Origin of the sequence: Rathayibacter sp. RFBD1, from assembly GCF_002932915.1 — a bacterium.
Taxonomy (GTDB): domain Bacteria; phylum Actinomycetota; class Actinomycetes; order Actinomycetales; family Microbacteriaceae; genus Rathayibacter.
Map to the genome: position 1 here is coordinate 260345 of NZ_PSWQ01000021.1, position 18101 is coordinate 278445.

Sequence of the window (18101 nt, forward strand, 5' to 3'; positions counted from 1 at the left end):
CGTGCGGGGACCGATCAGTCGGCGGGTCGCAGGTAGAGCACGGCCAGCGGGGGCAGGACCAGCTCGGCGGAAGCCGGGCGGCCGGCCCACGGCTCCTCGCGAGCCTCGACCGCTCCGAAGTTCCCGACTCCGCTGCCGCCGTAGATCTCGGCGTCCGTGTTGACGAGCTCCTCCCAGCGGCCGGCCGTGGGCAGGCTCACGCGGTAGCCGTGCACGGGCGAGCCCGAGAAGTTGGCGATGACGGCGATCGGGCGACCCTCGCTGTCCTTGCGCAGGAACGAGACGACGTTGGCCGCCGCCGCGCCGCCGTCGATCCACTCGAAGCCCGACTGCTCGTGGTCGAGCTCCCAGAGCGACGGCGAGTCGCGGTACACGCGGTTCAGCTGACCGACGAGGCTCCAGAGACCGCGGTGGCTCGGCTGATCGAGGATCCACCAGTCCAGGCCCCGCTCCTCGCTCCACTCGGAGTACTGGCCGAACTCCTGGCCCATGAAGAGCAGCTGCTTGCCGGGATGGGCCCACATGAAGGCGAGGTAGGCGCGCACGTTCGCGAGCTGCTGCCAGTGGTCGCCCGGCATCTTCTGGATCAGCGAGCCCTTGCCGTGCACGACCTCGTCGTGGCTGATCGGCAGGACGAACTTCTCGCTGAAGGCGTAGACGAACGAGAAGGTGATCTCGCCCAGGTGGTACTGGCGCCACAGCGGATCGTTCGCCATGTAGTCGAGCGAGTCGTGCATCCAGCCCATGTTCCACTTGAGCCCGAAGCCGAGGCCGCCGGAGCTGGTGGGCTGGGTGACGCCGGGCCAGCTCGTCGACTCCTCGGCGATCATCATGATGCCGGGGTGCAGCTTGTAGGCCGTGGCGTTGACCTCCTGGAGGAAGCTGATCGCCTCGAGGTGCTCGCGTCCGCCGTACTGGTTCGGCAGCCACTCGCCCTCCTTGCGGGAGTAGTCGAGGTAGAGCATCGAGGCGACGGCGTCCACGCGCAGGGCGTCGACGTGGAACTCCTCGAGCCAGAACAGGGCGTTCGCGACGAGGAAGTTGCGCACCTGGGTGTGCCCGAAGTCGAAGACGTAGGTGCCCCAGTCCATCTGCTCGCCGCGGCGCCAGTCCGGGTGCTCGTAGAGCGGCTCGCCGTCGAAGCGGGCGAGGGCGAAGTCGTCCTTCGGGAAGTGCCCGGGCACCCAGTCGACGATGACGCCGATGCCGGCCTGGTGCAGACGGTCGATCAGGTACTTGAGGTCGTCGGCCGTGCCGAAGCGGCTCGAGGCGGCGTAGTAGCCGGTGACCTGGTAGCCCCAGGAGCCGCCGAACGGGTGCTCGGCGAGCGGCATGAACTCCACGTGCGTGAAGCCGAGCTCGGTGACGTACTCGATCAGCGGGTCCGCGAGGTCGCGGTAGCCCAGTCCCGGACGCCAGGAGCCGAGGTGCATCTCGTAGACGCTGAGCGGCTGCGTGTGCGGATCGACCGAGGCTCGCTTCTCCATCCAGCCGGAGTCGCCCCACTGGTGGTGCGAGACGGGGACCTTGGACGCCGTCGCGGGCGGCACCTCCGTGGCGCGGGCCATCGGGTCGGCCTTGCGGACCCAGTGGCCGTCGCGCGAGAGCAGGTCGAACTTGTAGGAGGCTCCGGGCTCGACGCCCGGGACGAAGATCTCCCAGACCCCGGTCGTCCCGAGGTTGCGGAGGGAGTGGCCCTCGCCGTTCCAGTCGTTGAAGTCGCCGACGACCCGAGCGGCCTGGGCGTGCGGGGCCCAGACGGCGAAGCTCGTGCCCCAGATCCCCTCGTGCTCGCGGTGGCGGGCACCGAGCGCCTCCCAGAGACGCTCGTGGCGGCCCTCGCCGATGAGGTAGAGGTCGAAGTCGCCGACCGTCTTCGAGAACCGGTAGGGGTCCTCCGCGGTCCACTCGCCGCCGCCGCCGTAGCGGGCCTCGACCGTGTACGCCTGCGGACCGAGGACGTGGAAGCCCTGCCAGATCCCGTCGCTGAGGTGGCTCAGCTCGACGCGGGCGCCGGTGGCGAGCACCACGGCGACCTTCTCGGCGAGCGGGCGGCGCACGCGGACGACCGTCACCGGGTCGGAGACGCCGGGGGCCGCGACGAGGTGCTGGCCCAGGACGTCGTGGGGGAGCGCGTTGCTGCCGGTGGCGAGCTGCTGCAGCACCCACTCCGGGATGTCGGGCAGCGCGATCGCCGCGGTGCCGTCGACGGGGCCCGAAGCGGTCGCGGGGTCCGCGGTCGCCTCGGCGGGGCCGGCGGTCGTCTCGAGGGGAGCGGCGCTGTCGGCTGCGACGGAATCGGCGGCGTCCGTGTCGTCGGGCAGGTCGCCCTCGGCCCCGCTGCCGACCGGAGCGGACTCCGCGTCGTCGGCGTCGCGCTCGACGGTCACGGCGTCGTCGCCCGCGACCGGCTGAGGCGCCTCCGGGACCGTCTCGACCGCGTAGCTGCGCGCGTTCTCGCCGTCCGCTCCGGGGTGCTGTCGTGCGTCGGGTGCCGCGTCGGCGACGTGCGCGCCGTGGCCGGAGGTGGTCGCCGAGCTGGTGCCCGTCGTGGGGACCGTCTCGGCGTGCGCGCTGAGGCCCGCCTCCTCGGCCGGGCTCGTGCCCTCGGGGGTGGTTCCGCTCATCGCTCGTCCGCCTTCACGCTCAGGATGTGCACGGGCTCGACGAACGAGTCGAGCCGCACGTAGTCGTCGCTGCCCCAGGTCCAGACGGCGCCGGTGATCAGGTCCTCGACCTCGAAGGTCGCGCTCCAGTCGAGCCCGATCGCGGGCAGGTCGAGGTGGACCGTGGTCTCGCGGGCCGAGTGCGGGTCGGTGTTGACGACGACGATGATCGTGTCGTCGGTCCCGGTGCCCGTGAACGCGGCCTGCAGGTGCTTGGAGTAGACGAGGATCGCGTCGTCGTCGCTGCCGTGCACGTGCAGGTTCCGCAGCTGCCCGAGCGCGGGGTGCGAGCGCCGGATCTCGTTGAGGCGCGTGATGTACGGCGCCAGCGAGCGGCCCGACTCCTCAGCGCCGGCCCAGTCGCGCGTCTTGTACTCGTACTTCTCGTTGTCGATGTTCTCCTCGGCGCCCGGGCGAGCGACGTTCTCGACCAGTTCGTAGCCGGCGTAGACCCCCCACAGCGGCGACGCGGTCGCGGCCAGGGCCGCCCGCACCTTGTACGCCGAGCGGCCGCCGTACTGGAGGTACTCGGTGAGGATGTCCGGAGTGTTCACGAAGAGGTTCGGCCGCATGTAGTCGGCCGTCTCGTGGGAGATGCTCGTGAAGAACTCGCCGAGCTCCTCCTTGGTGTTGCGCCAGGTGAAGTACGAGTACGACTGCTGGAAGCCGACCTTGCCGAGCGCGCGCATGATCGCGGGGCGGGTGAACGCCTCCGCGAGGAAGACGACCTCGGGGTGCTCGGCGTTGACCTCGTGGATGATCCACTCCCAGAAGTCGAGCGGCTTCGTGTGGGGATTGTCGACGCGGAAGATCCGCACGCCCAGGTCGATCCAGTGCCGCAGGACCCGCAGCGACTCCTGACGGATGCCCTCGGGGTCGTTGTCGAAGTTGATCGGGTAGATGTCCTGGTACTTCTTCGGCGGGTTCTCGGCGTAGGCGATCGAGCCGTCGGGGAGGGTCGTGAACCACTCGGGGTGGCTGGTGACCCAGGGATGGTCGGGCGAGGCCTGCAGGGCGAAGTCGAGGGCGAGCTCGAGGCCCGCGGCCTCGACCGCGGCGTGGAAGGCGCGGAAGTCGTCCTCGGTGCCGAGGTCCGGGTGGATCGCGTCGTGGCCGCCCTCGGCCGAGCCGATCGCCCACGGCGAGCCGGGGTCGTTCTCGCCGGCGTCGAGCGTGTTGTTCGGGCCCTTGCGGAAGGAGCGGCCGATGGGGTGGATCGGCGGCAGGTAGAGCACGTCGAAGCCCATCGCGGCCACAGCGGGGAGGCGGTCGATCGCGGTGCGGAAGGATCCGCTGGTCACGGTCCCGTCCTCGTGGCGCACGGCGCCCTCGGAGCGGGGGAAGAACTCGTACCAGGCGCCGACGCCGGCGCGGGTGCGCTCGACGTGGACGGTGCGCGGCTCCGAGACGCTCGTGAGGCTCATCACCGGGCGGGCGTCGAGCGCGCCGTGGACGGCGGGACCGGTCGCCGCGGCGAGGCGCTCCTCGGCGCTCAGCGTGGTGTCGCCGACGCGGGCGGCGGTGTCGGAGAGCAGGCTGCGCTCGCCCTCGGGCCGCGAGGAGTCGTCGGCGCCGCTGCGCAGCAGGCCCTCGCCGATGGCGAAGGTGACGTCGATGTCCAGGCCGGCCGGGATCTTGACCTCGGCCGTGTGGAGCCAGGTCGCCCAGTCGTCGGCGTAGGCGCGGATGCGGTAGCTCCAATCGCCCTCCTCGTCGAGGGCCACGAGGCGCCCGTAGCGGTCGGTGCCGGTCGCGAGGAGCGACATGCGGTGCTCCGACTCGGCCCCGGACGGCGAGCGCAGCAGGAGGTCGACGCCGATGAGGTCGTGCCCCTCGCGGAAGGCCGTGGCAGCGAAGGGGACGACCTCGCCGACGAACGCCTTCGCGGGCCAGCGGTCGTCCTCGAGCCGCGGCTGCGGGTCGATGATCGGCAGGCGCTCGGCCCGGACGCGGTAGCCGCTCCCGGTCGTCGCGGTCGCCGGCGACGCGTGGGGTGCGTCCGCGGTCACCGGGGCGGCCGTCTCGGGAGGCGCCGACGCCTCCTGGGGTGCGCGTCCGCGACCCGCTCGCCGTGCGTCCTTGCCGTTCTGAGCCTTGCCGAAAGGTATCTGAGCCACGTCACGACAGTAGCGACCGGCGGCGGCTCGCACACGACGCTTGCGCCCGCGCTCGGGCCTGTGCAAACGGACTTGGGGAGCGCGTGCCGGAGCGTCGAGGCGGGTCCGCGTCCCGCCGATCCGCGGTGGTCGGGGTCCGCTAGGGTGACCGAGCGCGACCGCCCCGGTGCTCCGCGACCGGGCGCTCCGGGGTCCGCAGAGAGTCGAGGGGTGCCGTGAAGGCGATCCGCCGCTTCATCGTCCGCTCCGTCCTCCCGCCCGAGCTCTCGGCTCTGGGCGATCTGGCGGGCAATCTCCGCTGGGCCTGGCACGAGCCCGCCCGGCGCTTGTTCGAGCGGGTCGATCCGGAGCTGTGGCGGCGCGGGGGAGCGGACCCCACCGCTCTGCTCGGAGCAGTGAGCCCCGAGCGCCTCGCCGAGCTGGCGGGGGACCAGGGCTTCGTCGACGAGGCGTGGCGCCTCCGCGACGAGCTGGAGCGCTACCGCACCGAGCCGCGGTGGTACCAGTCGCTGCCGGAGTCCGCCCCGCGCTCGATCGCCTACTTCTCGCCGGAGTTCGGCATCGCGGCGGCGCTGCCCCAGTACTCCGGCGGACTCGGCATCCTCGCGGGCGACCACCTGAAGGCCTCCTCGGACCTGGGCGTGCCGCTCACCGGCGTGGGCCTCTTCTACCGGTCGGGCTACTTCTCGCAGAAGCTCTCCGCCGACGGCTGGCAGCTCGAGTCCTACCCCTCGCTCGATCCCGACGGGCTGCCGCTGCGCGTCGTCCGTCTCGCCGACGGCTCGCCCGCCCGCATCGTGCTGGCGCTCCCCGAGGGGCGCGCGCTCTACGCCCGGGTCTGGCGCGCGGAGGTCGGCCGGGTGACCCTCCTCCTGCTCGACACCGACATCCCCGAGAACGAGGACTCGCTCCGCTCCGTCACCGACCGCCTCTACGGCGGCGGGGGCGAGCACCGCCTGCTGCAGGAGCTGCTGCTGGGCATCGGCGGGGTCCGCGCGCTCGAACTCTGGGCCGAGGTCTCGGGCGGCGTCCTCCCGGAGGTGTTCCACACCAACGAGGGGCACGCCGGCTTCCAGGGGCTCGAGCGCATCTCCGGCCTGATCGGCGCGGGCCTGGACTTCGACCAGGCTCTCCAGGTGGTGCGGGCGAGCACGGTCTTCACCACGCACACTCCGGTGCCGGCGGGCATCGACCGCTTCGACCGCGGGATGATCGAGGAGTACTTCTCCACGGAGCTGCTCCCGGGCGTGCAGGTCGAGGACGTGCTCGCGCTGGGCGCCGAGCCGGGGGACTCCGGGACGGCGTTCAACATGGCGTACATGGGCCTGCGGCTCGCGCAGCGCTCCAATGGCGTCTCGACGCTGCACGGCGAGGTCAGCCGCTCGATGTTCTCGAGCCTCTGGCCCGGCTTCGAGACGGCGGAGGTGCCGATCGGCTCGGTGACGAACGGCGTCCACGCGGCCACCTGGACCGATCCGATCCTCCGGCGGCTCGCGGAGGAGCGGCTCGGCACCGACGACACGACGCGGGCCGACTGGGCCTCGGGCTCGCTCGGCGACACCGAGCTGTGGGCCGCGCGCCGGGCGATGCGGGAGCAGCTGGTGCGGGACGCCCGCCGCCGGGCCGCCCGCTCCTGGCGCGAGCAGAACCCGGGCGGCCTCCCGCCGGCCTGGCTCGACGAGCTGCTGGACCCGGACGTGCTCACCATCGGCTTCGCGCGGCGGGTGCCGACCTACAAGCGGCTGACCCTGATGCTCCACGACCCCGAGCGTCTGCGTGCGCTGCTCACCCACCCGCAGCACCCGATCCAGATCGTCATCGCGGGCAAGTCCCACCCGGCCGACGAGGAGGGGAAGCGCCTGATCCAGCGGCTCGTCCGCTTCGCGCAGGAGCCGGACGTGCGCCGCAGGATCGTCTTCCTGCCGGACTACGACATCGCGATGGCGCAGCTGCTCTACCCGGGCACCGATGTCTGGCTCAACAACCCGCTGCGCCCGCTCGAGGCGTGCGGCACCTCGGGGATGAAGGCGGCGCTCAACGGCTCGCTCAACCTCTCGATCCTCGACGGCTGGTGGAACGAGTACTTCGACGGCGAGAACGGCTGGGCGATCCCCTCCTCCGACCGCGCGCTCGACCCGGAGGCCCGCGACACGCTCGAGGCCGAGGCGCTCTACGAGCTGCTCGAGACCGAGGTCGTGCCGCGCTACTACGAGCGCGATCACGACGGCGTGCCCCGGCGGTGGGTGCGGTCGATCCGGCACACCCTCGCGACCCTCTCGCCCGAGCTCTCCGCCGAGCGGATGGTGCGCCAGTACGTCGAGGCGCTCTACTCGCCGGCCGCCGAGGCAGGGCGCGCCGTCGCCGCCGACCACTTCGAGCCGGCCAAGGAGCTGGCGAGCTGGAAGCGGCGGGTCCGCGCCGGCTGGCCCGGGGTCGCGGTCGCGTCCGTCGAATCCGGCGGGATCGACGCGGTGCCCCAGCGCGGGGACCGGCTCGCCGTGCGGGCGGGCGTGCGCCTGGGCGAGCTCTCGCCGGCGGACGTCTCGGTCGAGGTCGTCTACGGGACGACGTCCGCTGACGGCTCGCTCACCGAGGTCCGCCACCACGAGCTCGAGGTGGTCGAGGAGTCGGGTGCCGTGGTGCCGGCCGACGCGGTCGGGCGCGTGCCCTACGCCGGAGTGGTCACCCTCGACCGCAGCGGATCCTTCGGCTACACCGTCCGCGTCGTGCCGCGGCATCCCCTCCTGGCCCGCTCCGCCGAGCTGGGCCTGGCCGCCGCCGCCGGCTGACCCCGCCCGGTCCCTCTCCGCGAGATGCCGCTCCGGTGCGCCTTCCTCGGCGCCTCGCGGACCGGGACGGGGTCTCGCGGGAGGAGGACGGCGCCCGGAGGAGGACGGCGGGGGAGCAGGGGTCAGCGCGCGATGTCGGCGAGGAGGGCGGCCGTCGCGGCGACGAGGTCGGCGGGGGCGAGCTCGATGTCGAAGCCCCGGCGCCCGCCCGACACGAGCACCGTGTCGTGGAGCTCGACGGTCTCGTCGATCACGGTGCGGTGCCGCGTCCTCTGCCCGAGCGGCGAGATGCCGCCGAGCACGTAGCCGGTCCGGCGCTGGGCCAGCACGGGGTCGGCCATCGCCGCCCGCCTGCCTCCGACCGCGGCCGCGAGCTCCTTCAGCCCGAGCGAGCCGGTGACGGGCACGACGCCCACCACGAGCTCGCCGTCCACATCGACCATCAGGGTCTTGAACACGCGCTCCGGCTCGACGCCGAGCGCCTCGGCCGCCTCGAGCCCGTAGCGCGTCGTGGCCGGGTCGTGCCGGTACTGGCGGGGAGTGAAGGGGACACCCGCCGCCGTCAGCGCGACGGTCGCCGGGGTTCCCGGCCCGCTCCGCGCCATCAGGCGTCCTGCTCGGCCGCCGGCCCGTGCGCGGCGAAGAGCTGCATCGAGGTGCCGGCCACGCGGATGACCTGCCCCGGCTCGAACGACTCGCCGTGCTCCAGCGGCTCCGGCTCCTCGCTGTTCCACAGGCGCGTGTAGCCGGTGACCCCCTCGCCGTCGGCGAGCACGACCGTGGTGTCCTGCTCGACGCCGTGCACCACCAGCAGGACACGGTCCGGCTCGCCCTCGACCGGCGTCGAGGCTGCGAGGTACTGCAACGTCCGGTTGGCGGCGGAGGTCCAGTCGTGCTCGCTCATCCCGCGCCCGTGGGCGTCGAACCACGTCATGGTCGTGGCGCCCGGCTCGCTCGCGTCGCCGCTGCCGTAGCGGGAGGGACGCAGCGCCGGGTGCTCGCGCCGCAGGCGCAGCAGGGTGCGCGTGTGCGCGCGGAGCGCGAGCTGCCAGTCGGCCAGGCCCTCCCAGCGCACCCAGGTCAGGTCCGAGTCCTGGCAGTAGGCGTTGTTGTTGCCGCGCTGGCTGCGCCCGGTCTCGTCGCCCGCCGCGATCATCGGCACGCCGGCCGACAGCAGCAGGGTGCCCAGGAGGTTCCGCATCGCCTTGCGCCGCGCCAGCGTGATCCGCTCGTCGGTGGTGGGGCCCTCGAAGCCGTGGTTGAAGGAGCGGTTGGTGTCGGCTCCGTCGCGGTTCGACTCGCCGTTGCCGATGTTGTGCTTGACGTTGTACGAGACGAGGTCCGCCAGCGTGAAGCCGTCGTGCGCGGTGACGAAGTTGACCGACGCGAGGGGGCCCCGCTCCGCCGAGAAGGTGTTGGAGGAGCCCGAGAGCCGGGTCGCGAAGCCGCCGATGCCGACGGGGGCCGTGCCGGCGCGGCGGGCGTAGTCGATGTCCGAGAGCCAGAAGTTGCGGGCGCGGTCGCGGTAGCGGTCGTTCCACTCCGACCACCCGGCCGGGAAGTTCCCGGTCTGCCAGCCGCCCATTCCCACGTCCCAGGGCTCGGCGATCATCTTCACGCCGGCCAGCGCCGGATCCTCGACCGCGGCCCGCAGCAGCGGGTGGTCGCTCCGGAAGTGCGCGATCTCGTCGCGGCCGAGGGTCGCGGCCAGGTCGAGCCGGAAGCCGTCGATCCCGACCTCGCCCGACCAGTAGCGCATCGAGTCCAGCGCGAGGCGCTGCGCCGCGGGCCGGCCGAAGTCGATCGTGTTCCCGCAGCCGGTGACGTCCACGTAGTGGCCCTCGGGCGTCTGGCGGTACCAGCCGGCGTCGTCGATCCCGCGCAGGCTCGACATCGGCCCGCCCGGCCCCTCCTCGGCGGTGTGGTTGTAGACCACGTCCAGGATCACCTCGAGGCCGGCCTCGTGCAGGAGCTTCACCATCCCCTTGAACTCCCGGAGCACCGCGGTCGGTCCGCCGCGCTGCGCGGTGGAGGAGGCGTACGCGGCGTGCGGGGCGAAGAAGTTCAGCGTGTTGTAGCCCCAGTAGTTGGTCAGCCCCTGCCGCAGCAGGCGCTGCTCCGACACGAACGCGTGCACGGGCAGCAGCTCGACCGCCGTCACGCCCAGATCGAGCAGCGCCGAGACCGTCGACTCGTGCGCCAGGCCGGCGTAGGTGCCGCGCAGCTCCACGGGCAGCGCCGGGTTCAGCCGGGTCAGCCCCTTCACATGCGCCTCGTAGATCACGGTGCGGTCCATCGGGGTGCCGGGCCGGGAGGAGGAGCCCCAGTCGAACGCGTCGTCCACGACGACCGAGCGCCACTCGTTCTCCGCCACCCGGTGCAGGCCCCGGGAGTACGGCTCCAGCAGGGCCCGGCGGGGGTCGAAGCGGTGCCGGGGGCCCGTCGGCCCGTCGACGCGCAGGGCGTAGCGGCGGCCGGGGGCCAGCAGATCGGAGCGCGCGGACCAGACCGCGGCGTCGTCGCGCGCCAGCGGGACCGTGCGGGTCACCCAGGTCGGATCCTTCTCGTCGTACAGCAGCAGATCGACGGCGCTCGCGCTCTGGGACCAGACCCGCAGCTCACCGCCCTGATCGTCCACGGTCACGCCGAGCCGGGCCAGGGGATCGTGAGAGGTCATGCGACTTACAGTAGTGACGGGCACCGGCTCCCTCCGTGCCGCCGACGCGGGACGAAAGGCTGCTGTGATCTACCTCGACCACGCCGCGACCACCCCGCTGCGGGCCTCGGCGCTCGCCGCGTTCGCGGAGGCGTCTGCCCACGCCGGCAATCCCTCCTCCGTCCACGGCTCCGGCCAGGAGGCGCGCCGCCGGCTGGAGGACGCCCGGTCGGCGCTCGCGGGGGTGCTCGGCTGCGAGCCGATCGAGGTGATCCTCACCGCCGGCGGCACCGAGGCGGTCAACCTCGGGATCAAGGGCCTCTACTGGCAGCGCCGGAGCGAGGACCCGGCCCGCGTCCGGGTCCTGGTCGCCGAGGGGGAGCATCACGCGACGCTCGACTCGGCCGCCTGGCTCGCCGAGCACGAGGGCGCCGTCCTCGAGTGGCTGCCTCTCGACGACGAGGGCACCCTGCGGCCGGAGGCGCTCGCCGCGGCGCTGGAGAAGGATCCCGGATCGGTCGCCCTGGTCACGGTGCTCTGGGTCAACAACGAGATCGGGACGATCAACCCGATCGCCGAGCTGGCGGCGGTGTGCGCCCGCGCCGGCGTCCCCCTCCACGTCGACGCGGTCGCCGCCCTCGGACACGTGCCGCTGCGGATCGCCGAGATCCGCCGCGCCTCCGGCTCCGGGCGCGGCGCGGGACTGGCCGCCGTCAGCGTCTCGGGTCACAAGGTCGGCGGGCCGATCGCGACCGGTGCGCTCGTGCTCGCCCGCGACGCCCGCGTGGTCCCGGTGCTGCACGGAGGCGGACAGCAGCGGGGCGTCCGCTCCGGCACCCAGGACGTGCCCGGCGCCGCGGCCTTCGCCGCCGCCGCGGTCGAGGCGGACGCCGAGCTGTCGGCGGAGGCGCAGCGCCTGGCCGCCCTGCGCGACCGGCTCGTCGCGGGCGTCCTCGCCGCCGTGCCGGGGGCGACCCTGACCGGGCCCGCCCTCGACTCCGGACGCCGGGTCGCCAACAACGCGCACCTCGCCTTCCCCGGTGCGCAGGGCGACTCCCTCCTCTTCCTCCTCGACACCGCGGGCGTCTCCGTCTCGACCGGGTCCGCCTGCACGGCGGGGATCCCGGAGCCCTCGCACGTGGTCCTCGCGCTCGGCCGGAGCGAGGACGAGGCCCGCGGGGTGCTCCGGATGACGCTCGGCCACACCTCGACCGACGCGGACGTCGACGCCCTCCTGGCCGCGCTGCCCAGCGCCTACGCCCGCGCCGCCCGAGCCGGACTCTCGAACCGCGCGGTGCTGCCCGCCTGAACCCCTGCCGGCCGCGCCCGCGGGAAACGTAGACTCGCACGGTGAAGGTTCTGGCGGCGATGAGCGGTGGAGTGGACTCGGCGGTGGCCGCGGCCCGCGCGGTGGAGGCGGGGCACGACGTGGTGGGCGTGCACCTCGCCCTGAGCAGGATGCCCGGCACGCTGCGCACCGGCAGCCGGGGGTGTTGCACGATCGAGGACTCGATGGACGCGCAGCGCGCTGCGAACGTCCTCGGCATCCCGTACTACGTGTGGGACTTCTCCGAGCGGTTCAAGCTGGACGTCGTCGACGACTTCGTCGCCGAGTACTCGGCGGGCCGCACCCCGAACCCCTGCATGCGCTGCAACGAGCGGATCAAGTTCGCCGCCCTGCTCGAGAAGGCTCTCGACCTCGGCTTCGACGCGGTCTGCACCGGCCACTACGCCTCCCTCCGCACCGCCGCCGACGGCTCCCCGGAGCTCCACCGCGCGAGCGACGAGGCGAAGGACCAGTCCTACGTCCTCGGCGTGCTGACGGAGCAGCAGCTTCGGCACTCGATGTTCCCGCTCGGCTCCACGCCGTCCAAGGCGATCGTGCGCGCGGAGGCGGCCGAGCGGGGCCTCAGCGTCGCGAGCAAGCCCGACAGCTACGACATCTGCTTCATCCCCGACGGCGACACCCGCGGCTGGCTCGCCGAGCGCGTCGCCCCCGAGACCGGAGCGGTCGTCGATCGTGACGGCGCGGTGGTCGGCTCCCACGAGGGCGCCCACGGGTACACGGTGGGCCAGCGCCGGGGCCTGCACCTCGGCGTCCCCGCGCCCGACGGACGGCCCCGCTTCGTCCTGGAGGTGCGGCCGGTGAGCAACGAGGTCGTGGTCGGTCCGCGCGAGGCTCTGCGCATCGGCGAGATCGCCGGCGAGCGGTTCACCTGGGCGGGCGCCGCTCCCGAGGACGCGGACGCGCCCTTCCGCTGCGACGTCCAGATCCGCGCGCACGCCGACCCGGTCCCCGCCTCCGCGATGGTGTCGCACGTCGATGGCAGGGTGGAGCTCGTGATCACTCCGGACTCGCCGCTCGACGGCGTCGCCCCCGGCCAGACGGCCGTCGTCTACCTCGGCACCCGCGTGCTGGGCCAGTGCACGATCGACCGCACGGTCGCGGCCGACGCCGCGGTGCTCCGGTGAGCGCCGTCGAGCCCGCCGCCCGCGTCGAGGAGCTGCGGGCGCGGATCCGGTCGGCGAGCGACGACTACTACGCGGCCGACTCCTCGCCGCTGTCCGACGCCGAGTACGACGCCCTGGTGCGCGAGCTCGCCGCGCTCGAGGCCGAGCACCCCGAGCTCGCCGCCGAGGACTCGCCGACGCGGACCGTCGGCGGGATCGTCGGAGCGGGCCTCGCCCCGATCGACCACGCCGAGCGGATGCTCTCCCTCGACAACGTGTTCTCGGCCGAGGAGCTGCGCGAGTGGTGCGAGAAGACGGTGGCCTCGGCCGACCGCCCCGTCGCCTGGCTCACGGAGCTCAAGATCGACGGGCTCGCGATCTCCCTCCACTACGAGGACGGCCGCCTCGTCACGGCGGCGACCCGCGGTGACGGCCGCACCGGCGAGGACGTCACCGTCAACGCCCTCCGCGTCGCGGGCATCCCCGAGCGCCTCTCCGGCGAGGGCCACCCGGCACTCGTCGAGGTCCGCGGCGAGGTCTTCATCCCCGTGGCCGCCTTCGCCGAGCTGAACGCCCTCCAGGAGACGCTGCGCGACGAGGCGGTCGAGGAGGCGCGGACCCGCTGGTCGTCCCGCCCGCCCGCCACCCGAGGCGTCTTCGAGGAGGAGAAGGCGCGCACGAGCGCACTGCGGCGCTTCCCGACCTTCGCCAACCCGCGGAACGCGGCGAGCGGCGGCCTCCGCCAGCAGCTCGACAAGAAGTCGGGTCTCGACCTGCGCGCCGGCGAGGCGCGCGTCGGCTCCCTCGCGCTCTACGTGCACGGCATCGGCGCCTGGCCGGACCCGCCTGTCGCGACCCAGTCCGAGGTCTACGGGCTCCTCTCCTCCTGGGGACTGCCGGTCAGCGGCCACAACCGCGTCTCGGCCTCGGTGGAGGAGGTGCTCGCCTTCGTCGACCGCTACGGCCGCGAGCGGCACTCGGTCGAGCACGAGATCGACGGCGTGGTCGTGAAGGTGGACGAGCTCGAGCTGCACGACGAGCTCGGCGCCACCAGCCGGGCGCCGCGCTGGGCGATCGCCTACAAGTACCCGCCCGAGGAGGTCCACACGAAGCTCCTCGACATCGTCGTGAGCGTCGGGCGCACCGGCCGCGCGACGCCGTTCGCCCAGATGACCAAGGTGAAGGTCGCGGGGTCCGAGGTGCGCCAGGCCACGCTGCACAACGCCGACGTGGTCAAGGCCAAGGGCGTGCTCATCGGCGACACGGTCGTGCTGCGGAAGGCCGGGGACGTCATCCCCGAGGTGCTCGGCCCGGTGGTGGAGCTCCGCGACGGCTCCGAGCGCGAGTTCGTGATGCCGACGCAGTGCCCCGAGTGCGGCACCACGCTCGCTCCGGCCAAGGAGGGCGACGTCGACCTGCGCTGCCCCAACGCGGAGTCCTGCCCCGCGCAGGTCCGCGGGCGCGTCGAGCACATCGGCAGCCGCGGCGCGCTCGACATCGAGGCGCTCGGCGAGGTCAGCGCCGCCGCCCTGACCCAGCCCCTGGTGCCCGCCGAGCCGCCGCTGCGGACCGAGGCCGGCCTGTTCGAGCTCACGCTGGCCGATCTCTTCCCGATCGAGGTCGTCGTCCGCGACTCCGAGACGGGTCTGCAGAAGCTCGACGCGAAGGGCGATCCGAAGGTCGTCACGCCCTTCAAGCGCAAGCGGCAGCTCGCCAAGGACGGCGCCTTCGACCCGGAGGCGGGAGCCTTCGCGGGGGACGCCGCCTCCGTGCCCTCCACCAACGCCCTCCGGCTGATCGAGAACATCGAGCGGGCGAAGACCAAGGAGCTGTGGCGCCTGCTGGTCTCGCTCAGCATCCGGCACGTCGGCCCGGTCGCCGCGCGCGCGCTGGCGGGCTACTTCGGCTCGCTCGACGCGATCCGCGTGGCGAGCCGCGACGAGCTCGCCGCGGTCGACGGGGTGGGCGGGATCATCGCCGACGCCCTGATCGCCTGGTTCGAGGTCGACTGGCACGTCGAGATCGTCGACCGCTGGGCCGCGGCCGGAGTGCGCTTCGCCACGCCCGGCCACCCCGGTCCCGGTGCCGTGGACGCCGCCGGCGGGGTGCTCGCGGGTCTCACGGTCGTGGCGACCGGCAGCCTGGAGGGGTACTCCCGCGAGGGGGCGCAGGAGGCCATCCTCGCGGCCGGCGGCAAGGCCGGCTCGAGCGTCTCCAAGAAGACCGACTACGTCGCCGCCGGTCCCGGCGCCGGCAGCAAGCTCGGCAAGGCCGAGGCCCTGGGGCTCCGGATCATCACCGCGGCCGAGTTCCACCTCCTGGTGACGGAGGGACCGGACGCGATCGCGCTGCCGGAGGAGGCGTCCGCCGACGCTCCGGAGGAGGCCGCCGCCGGCCAGGACGGGGACGTCGCCGGCGCATCGCGCTCCGACGCCTCGCCGGAGGACGACGCCGTGCCGGAGACCGACGCCGTCCCGGACACGACCGCCCCGAGCACGGAGGAGCCGACCGGGCCCGATGCCTGACGCGGGCGGCGGGGAGCGGCGGGCGTTCCTGCGCCGCTCCCTCGCCGACGCAGCGTCGCTCGCGCTCGACGCCGCGGCTCGGCCCACCGCCGCCGAGCGCCGGACCGCCGAGGTGCTCGGGCGGATCGACCACGTGGTCGTGCTCTCCTTCGCCGGCCGCAGCCGCGACCAGGTCCTCGGCGCGCTCGACGATCCGGACGGCCCGGTGTTCACCGGCGGCACGGACGCCGTGATGACCGCGCCCGGCCCGGACGATCCTCCGGGCGCACGCTTCGCCCCCGAGATGCTGCCGGTGCACGCGCTCCTCGCCACGGCCTTCGCCCGGGCCGACCACTGGCGCGCCGACGGCCGCGATCCGCTGCCGGCCGCCCTGCGCGCGGCCCGGGAGACCGGCACCGGCTGGGCTCTCGCGGTCGACGAGCGGCAGGGCGTCTCGACCACGCTCCTCGCCGATCCGGAGTGGCCCCACCGCGATCCGGGCGCCGCCGGCTCCCGCGGCGGGCGCCTCCTTCCCGTCGACGCGCTGGCCGCCGAGGCCGCAGCCGGCACCCTGCCTCCGCTCGTCCTGGTCGAGTCGCGGTCCCTCGTCGATCCGGCCGACTTCGCCGACGCCGCAGCCGCCGGCACCGATCGATCCGCCGATGCGCGCCTCGCGGAGCAGCTGCTGCACGTCGTGTTCGACGCCGTCCGCGACGGGGAGCGGGCGGGGCGGCGGATGCTGCTCGTCGTCACCGCGCGGGGGAGCGCGGAGCGGCCCGGCACGGTGCCGGCGCTCGTGCTCGCCTCGGCCGTCCCCTCGGGTGCACGGATCGGCGTGCCGCTCGGTCCGGAGACTCCCGCGCAGCTCGTCCGCGCCCGGGCGGGCGTGCGCCGGGCGCTCGTCGATCCGCAGGTCCGAGAGCTGGCCGCACTCCTCGGCGGTCCCGACCGCCCCCTCGCGCGCTGGCCCCGCACGGCGCCGGCGTTCGCGCCGCCCGCGCCGGTCGGGCGGCGCCTCCGCGACGCGGCCCGCCGCGCGCACGTCGACCCCGAGCCGGAGGCCGGACTGCTCGCCCGCGTTCGAGCCGCCGTCCCGGGCGCGTCGCTACACTCCGAGCAGGCGCAGGCGGCGCAGGAGAGGCGGCGGAGATGATCAGCGAGCGGACTCCCTCGGAGCGCGACGACGGAGCTCCCCGCTCCCGCTCGCGCCGCCGCTTCCTGGCCGGCACCGCCGCCGCCGGAGTCGGAGCCGGAGCCCTCGCCGGCGGCGCGATCGGCGCGGCCGTCGCCTCCGGCCCCCGCCGCGAGGAGGAGCCGCGACTGCCCGCCCGCACGGAGCCGGGATTCGACCACGTCGTCGTGATCATGTTCGAGAACCGCTCCTTCGACAACGTCCTCGGCCGCCTCTACGGACCGGACGACCTGCCCGCGGGCGAGAGCTTCGAGGGCCTCCTCCCCGACGAGCGGACGAACACCAGCGCCGGGGGACTGACCGTCGGCACGCACGTCTACGAGGGCGCCACCGACTCCGTGATGCGCCAGCCCGACCCGGACCCGGGCGAGGAGTACCCGCACGTCAACACCCAGCTCTTCGGCACGGTGGATCCGCCCGAGAACGCCGGCCGCACCGTCGGCGCCATGACCGCGCCCTTCAACGCGCCCGCCGACGCCTCCGCCCCGACGATGAGCGGCTTCCTCGAGGACTACGTCCAGCACCTGAGGGTGATGAAGAAGGGGCAGGAGCCCACTGCGGAGGAGGCGCGGACGATCATGGGCGGCTTCTCACCGGAGATGCTGCCCGTCTTCTCCACCCTCGCCCGCGAGTTCGCCGTCTTCGACCAGTGGTTCTGCGCCGTCCCCTCCCAGACCTTCTGCAACCGGTCCTTCCTGCACGCGTCGACCTCGCACGGCTTCGTCACCAACAAGCAGGGCGGCGGCTACGAGAAGTGGCTCGCGGACGACCTGGCCGACGCGCCGACGGTGTTCAACCGCCTCGAGGAGGCGGGGAGGACCTGGCGCGTCTACTTCGACGCGCTGCAGGTGGTCTCCTACACCGGCTTCCTGCACGCGCCGGTGCTCGAGAAGTACTGGAAGACCCACTTCTCGACGATGGACCGCTTCTACGCCGACGTGGAGAACGGCGAGCTGCCCGACTACGCCTTCCTCGAGCCGCGGCTCGTCTTCGACCACAACGACATGCACCCGCCGACCGGGGTCCTGCACGAGGACGAGGTCGACGGCACGCCCGTCTACGACAGCGCGCTGTCCGACGTCCGCGCCGGCGAGCTGCTGCTGCACCAGGTGTACTCGGCGATCCGGGAGAGCGCGAGCACGACCGGCTCGAACGCGGTGAACACGCTCCTGCTGGCGACCTTCGACGAGCACGGCGGCCTCTACGACCACGTCCCCCCGCCGTCGGCGACTCCGCCGGGCGACGGCCGCGAGGGCGAGATGGGCTTCGCCTTCGACCGGCTCGGCTGCCGCGTGCCGGCGATCGCGGTCTCGGCCTACACGAGGGCCGGCACGATCGTGCACGACGAGCTGCACCACGGCGCCGTGATCCGGACCCTCAGCGCCCTGCACGGCCTCGAGCCGCTGACCGCTCGCGACGCCTCCGCCCCGGACCTCTTCGGGGTGCTGACCCTCGACGAGCCGCGGCAGATCGGCGACTGGCCGACCACGGTGCCGCAGTACCTGCCCCCGAACCCCGAGTCGGCACCGGCGCATCCGGCGCACGTGAACCGCGACAAGCCGCTGAGCCCGCCCGCCGTCGGCCTGATGGGCCTGCTGCTGGCCCGGTACGGCGAGCCCGGCGAGGACCTGCCGACCACCTACGAGGGGGCGTACAACGCACTCCTGAAGCACGGCGCCAGCCTCTTCGGCGGCTCCTGACGGGCGGGCGGCACGGGCGGAGTCGG

10 protein-coding genes are annotated in these 18101 nt (G+C 73.7%); 6 read left to right on the top strand and 4 right to left on the bottom strand.

The window, feature by feature from the left end; genetic code table 11:
• Positions 1-14: 14 nt before the first annotated feature.
• Both glgB and C5D50_RS11700 read right to left on the bottom strand, forming a co-directional pair.
• Positions 15-2627, bottom strand: coding sequence for a 1,4-alpha-glucan branching protein GlgB (glgB, locus tag C5D50_RS11695; protein ID WP_104283573.1), 2613 nt, complete (start codon positions 2625-2627; stop codon positions 15-17).
• Complete coding sequence (locus C5D50_RS11700; RefSeq protein ID WP_374955348.1) at positions 2624-4774, bottom strand: alpha-1,4-glucan--maltose-1-phosphate maltosyltransferase; 2151 nt, start codon at positions 4772-4774, stop codon at positions 2624-2626. The genes glgB and C5D50_RS11700 overlap by 4 nt, the downstream gene beginning before the upstream one ends.
• Before the next feature lie 224 nt (positions 4775-4998).
• Here C5D50_RS11700 and glgP point away from each other — a divergent pair, with 224 nt between their 5' ends.
• Positions 4999-7572: an alpha-glucan family phosphorylase gene (gene glgP, locus C5D50_RS11705; RefSeq protein WP_104283574.1), complete on the top strand. Its 2574-nt coding sequence runs from the start codon at positions 4999-5001 to the stop codon at positions 7570-7572.
• A gap of 122 nt (positions 7573-7694) precedes the next feature.
• On the opposite strand, the gene ybaK is transcribed toward glgP, so the two are convergent.
• Both ybaK and glgX read right to left on the bottom strand, forming a co-directional pair.
• Positions 7695-8177, bottom strand: a complete 483-nt coding sequence (ybaK, locus tag C5D50_RS11710) for a Cys-tRNA(Pro) deacylase (RefSeq protein WP_104226855.1) — start codon at positions 8175-8177, stop codon at positions 7695-7697.
• Positions 8177-10249 (bottom strand): glycogen debranching protein GlgX, encoded by a 2073-nt coding sequence (gene glgX / locus C5D50_RS11715; RefSeq protein ID WP_104283575.1) that lies wholly within the window; start codon positions 10247-10249, stop codon positions 8177-8179. The genes ybaK and glgX overlap by 1 nt, the downstream gene beginning before the upstream one ends.
• A 64-nt stretch (positions 10250-10313) precedes the next feature.
• Here glgX and C5D50_RS11720 point away from each other — a divergent pair, with 64 nt between their 5' ends.
• The 5 genes from C5D50_RS11720 to C5D50_RS11740 are packed head-to-tail and all read left to right on the top strand — an operon-like array spanning position 10314 to position 18075.
• On the top strand, positions 10314-11537 hold the full coding sequence (locus C5D50_RS11720; protein WP_308471098.1) for a cysteine desulfurase family protein: 1224 nt from the start codon (positions 10314-10316) through the stop codon (positions 11535-11537).
• A 41-nt stretch (positions 11538-11578) separates the two neighbouring features.
• The gene (gene mnmA, locus C5D50_RS11725; protein ID WP_181065512.1) at positions 11579-12700 is read left to right on the top strand and encodes a tRNA 2-thiouridine(34) synthase MnmA; all 1122 of its coding nucleotides are present in this window, start codon (positions 11579-11581) and stop codon (positions 12698-12700) included.
• Complete coding sequence (gene ligA / locus C5D50_RS11730) at positions 12697-15204, top strand: NAD-dependent DNA ligase LigA (protein WP_104289011.1); 2508 nt, start codon at positions 12697-12699, stop codon at positions 15202-15204. Before mnmA ends, ligA begins: the two co-directional genes overlap by 4 nt.
• The gene (locus tag C5D50_RS11735; RefSeq protein ID WP_104283578.1) at positions 15197-16336 is read left to right on the top strand and encodes a hypothetical protein; all 1140 of its coding nucleotides are present in this window, start codon (positions 15197-15199) and stop codon (positions 16334-16336) included. Before ligA ends, C5D50_RS11735 begins: the two co-directional genes overlap by 8 nt.
• Positions 16333-18075: an alkaline phosphatase family protein gene (locus C5D50_RS11740; protein WP_104283579.1), complete on the top strand. Its 1743-nt coding sequence runs from the start codon at positions 16333-16335 to the stop codon at positions 18073-18075. Before C5D50_RS11735 ends, C5D50_RS11740 begins: the two co-directional genes overlap by 4 nt.
• Positions 18076-18101: the final 26 nt, after the last annotated feature.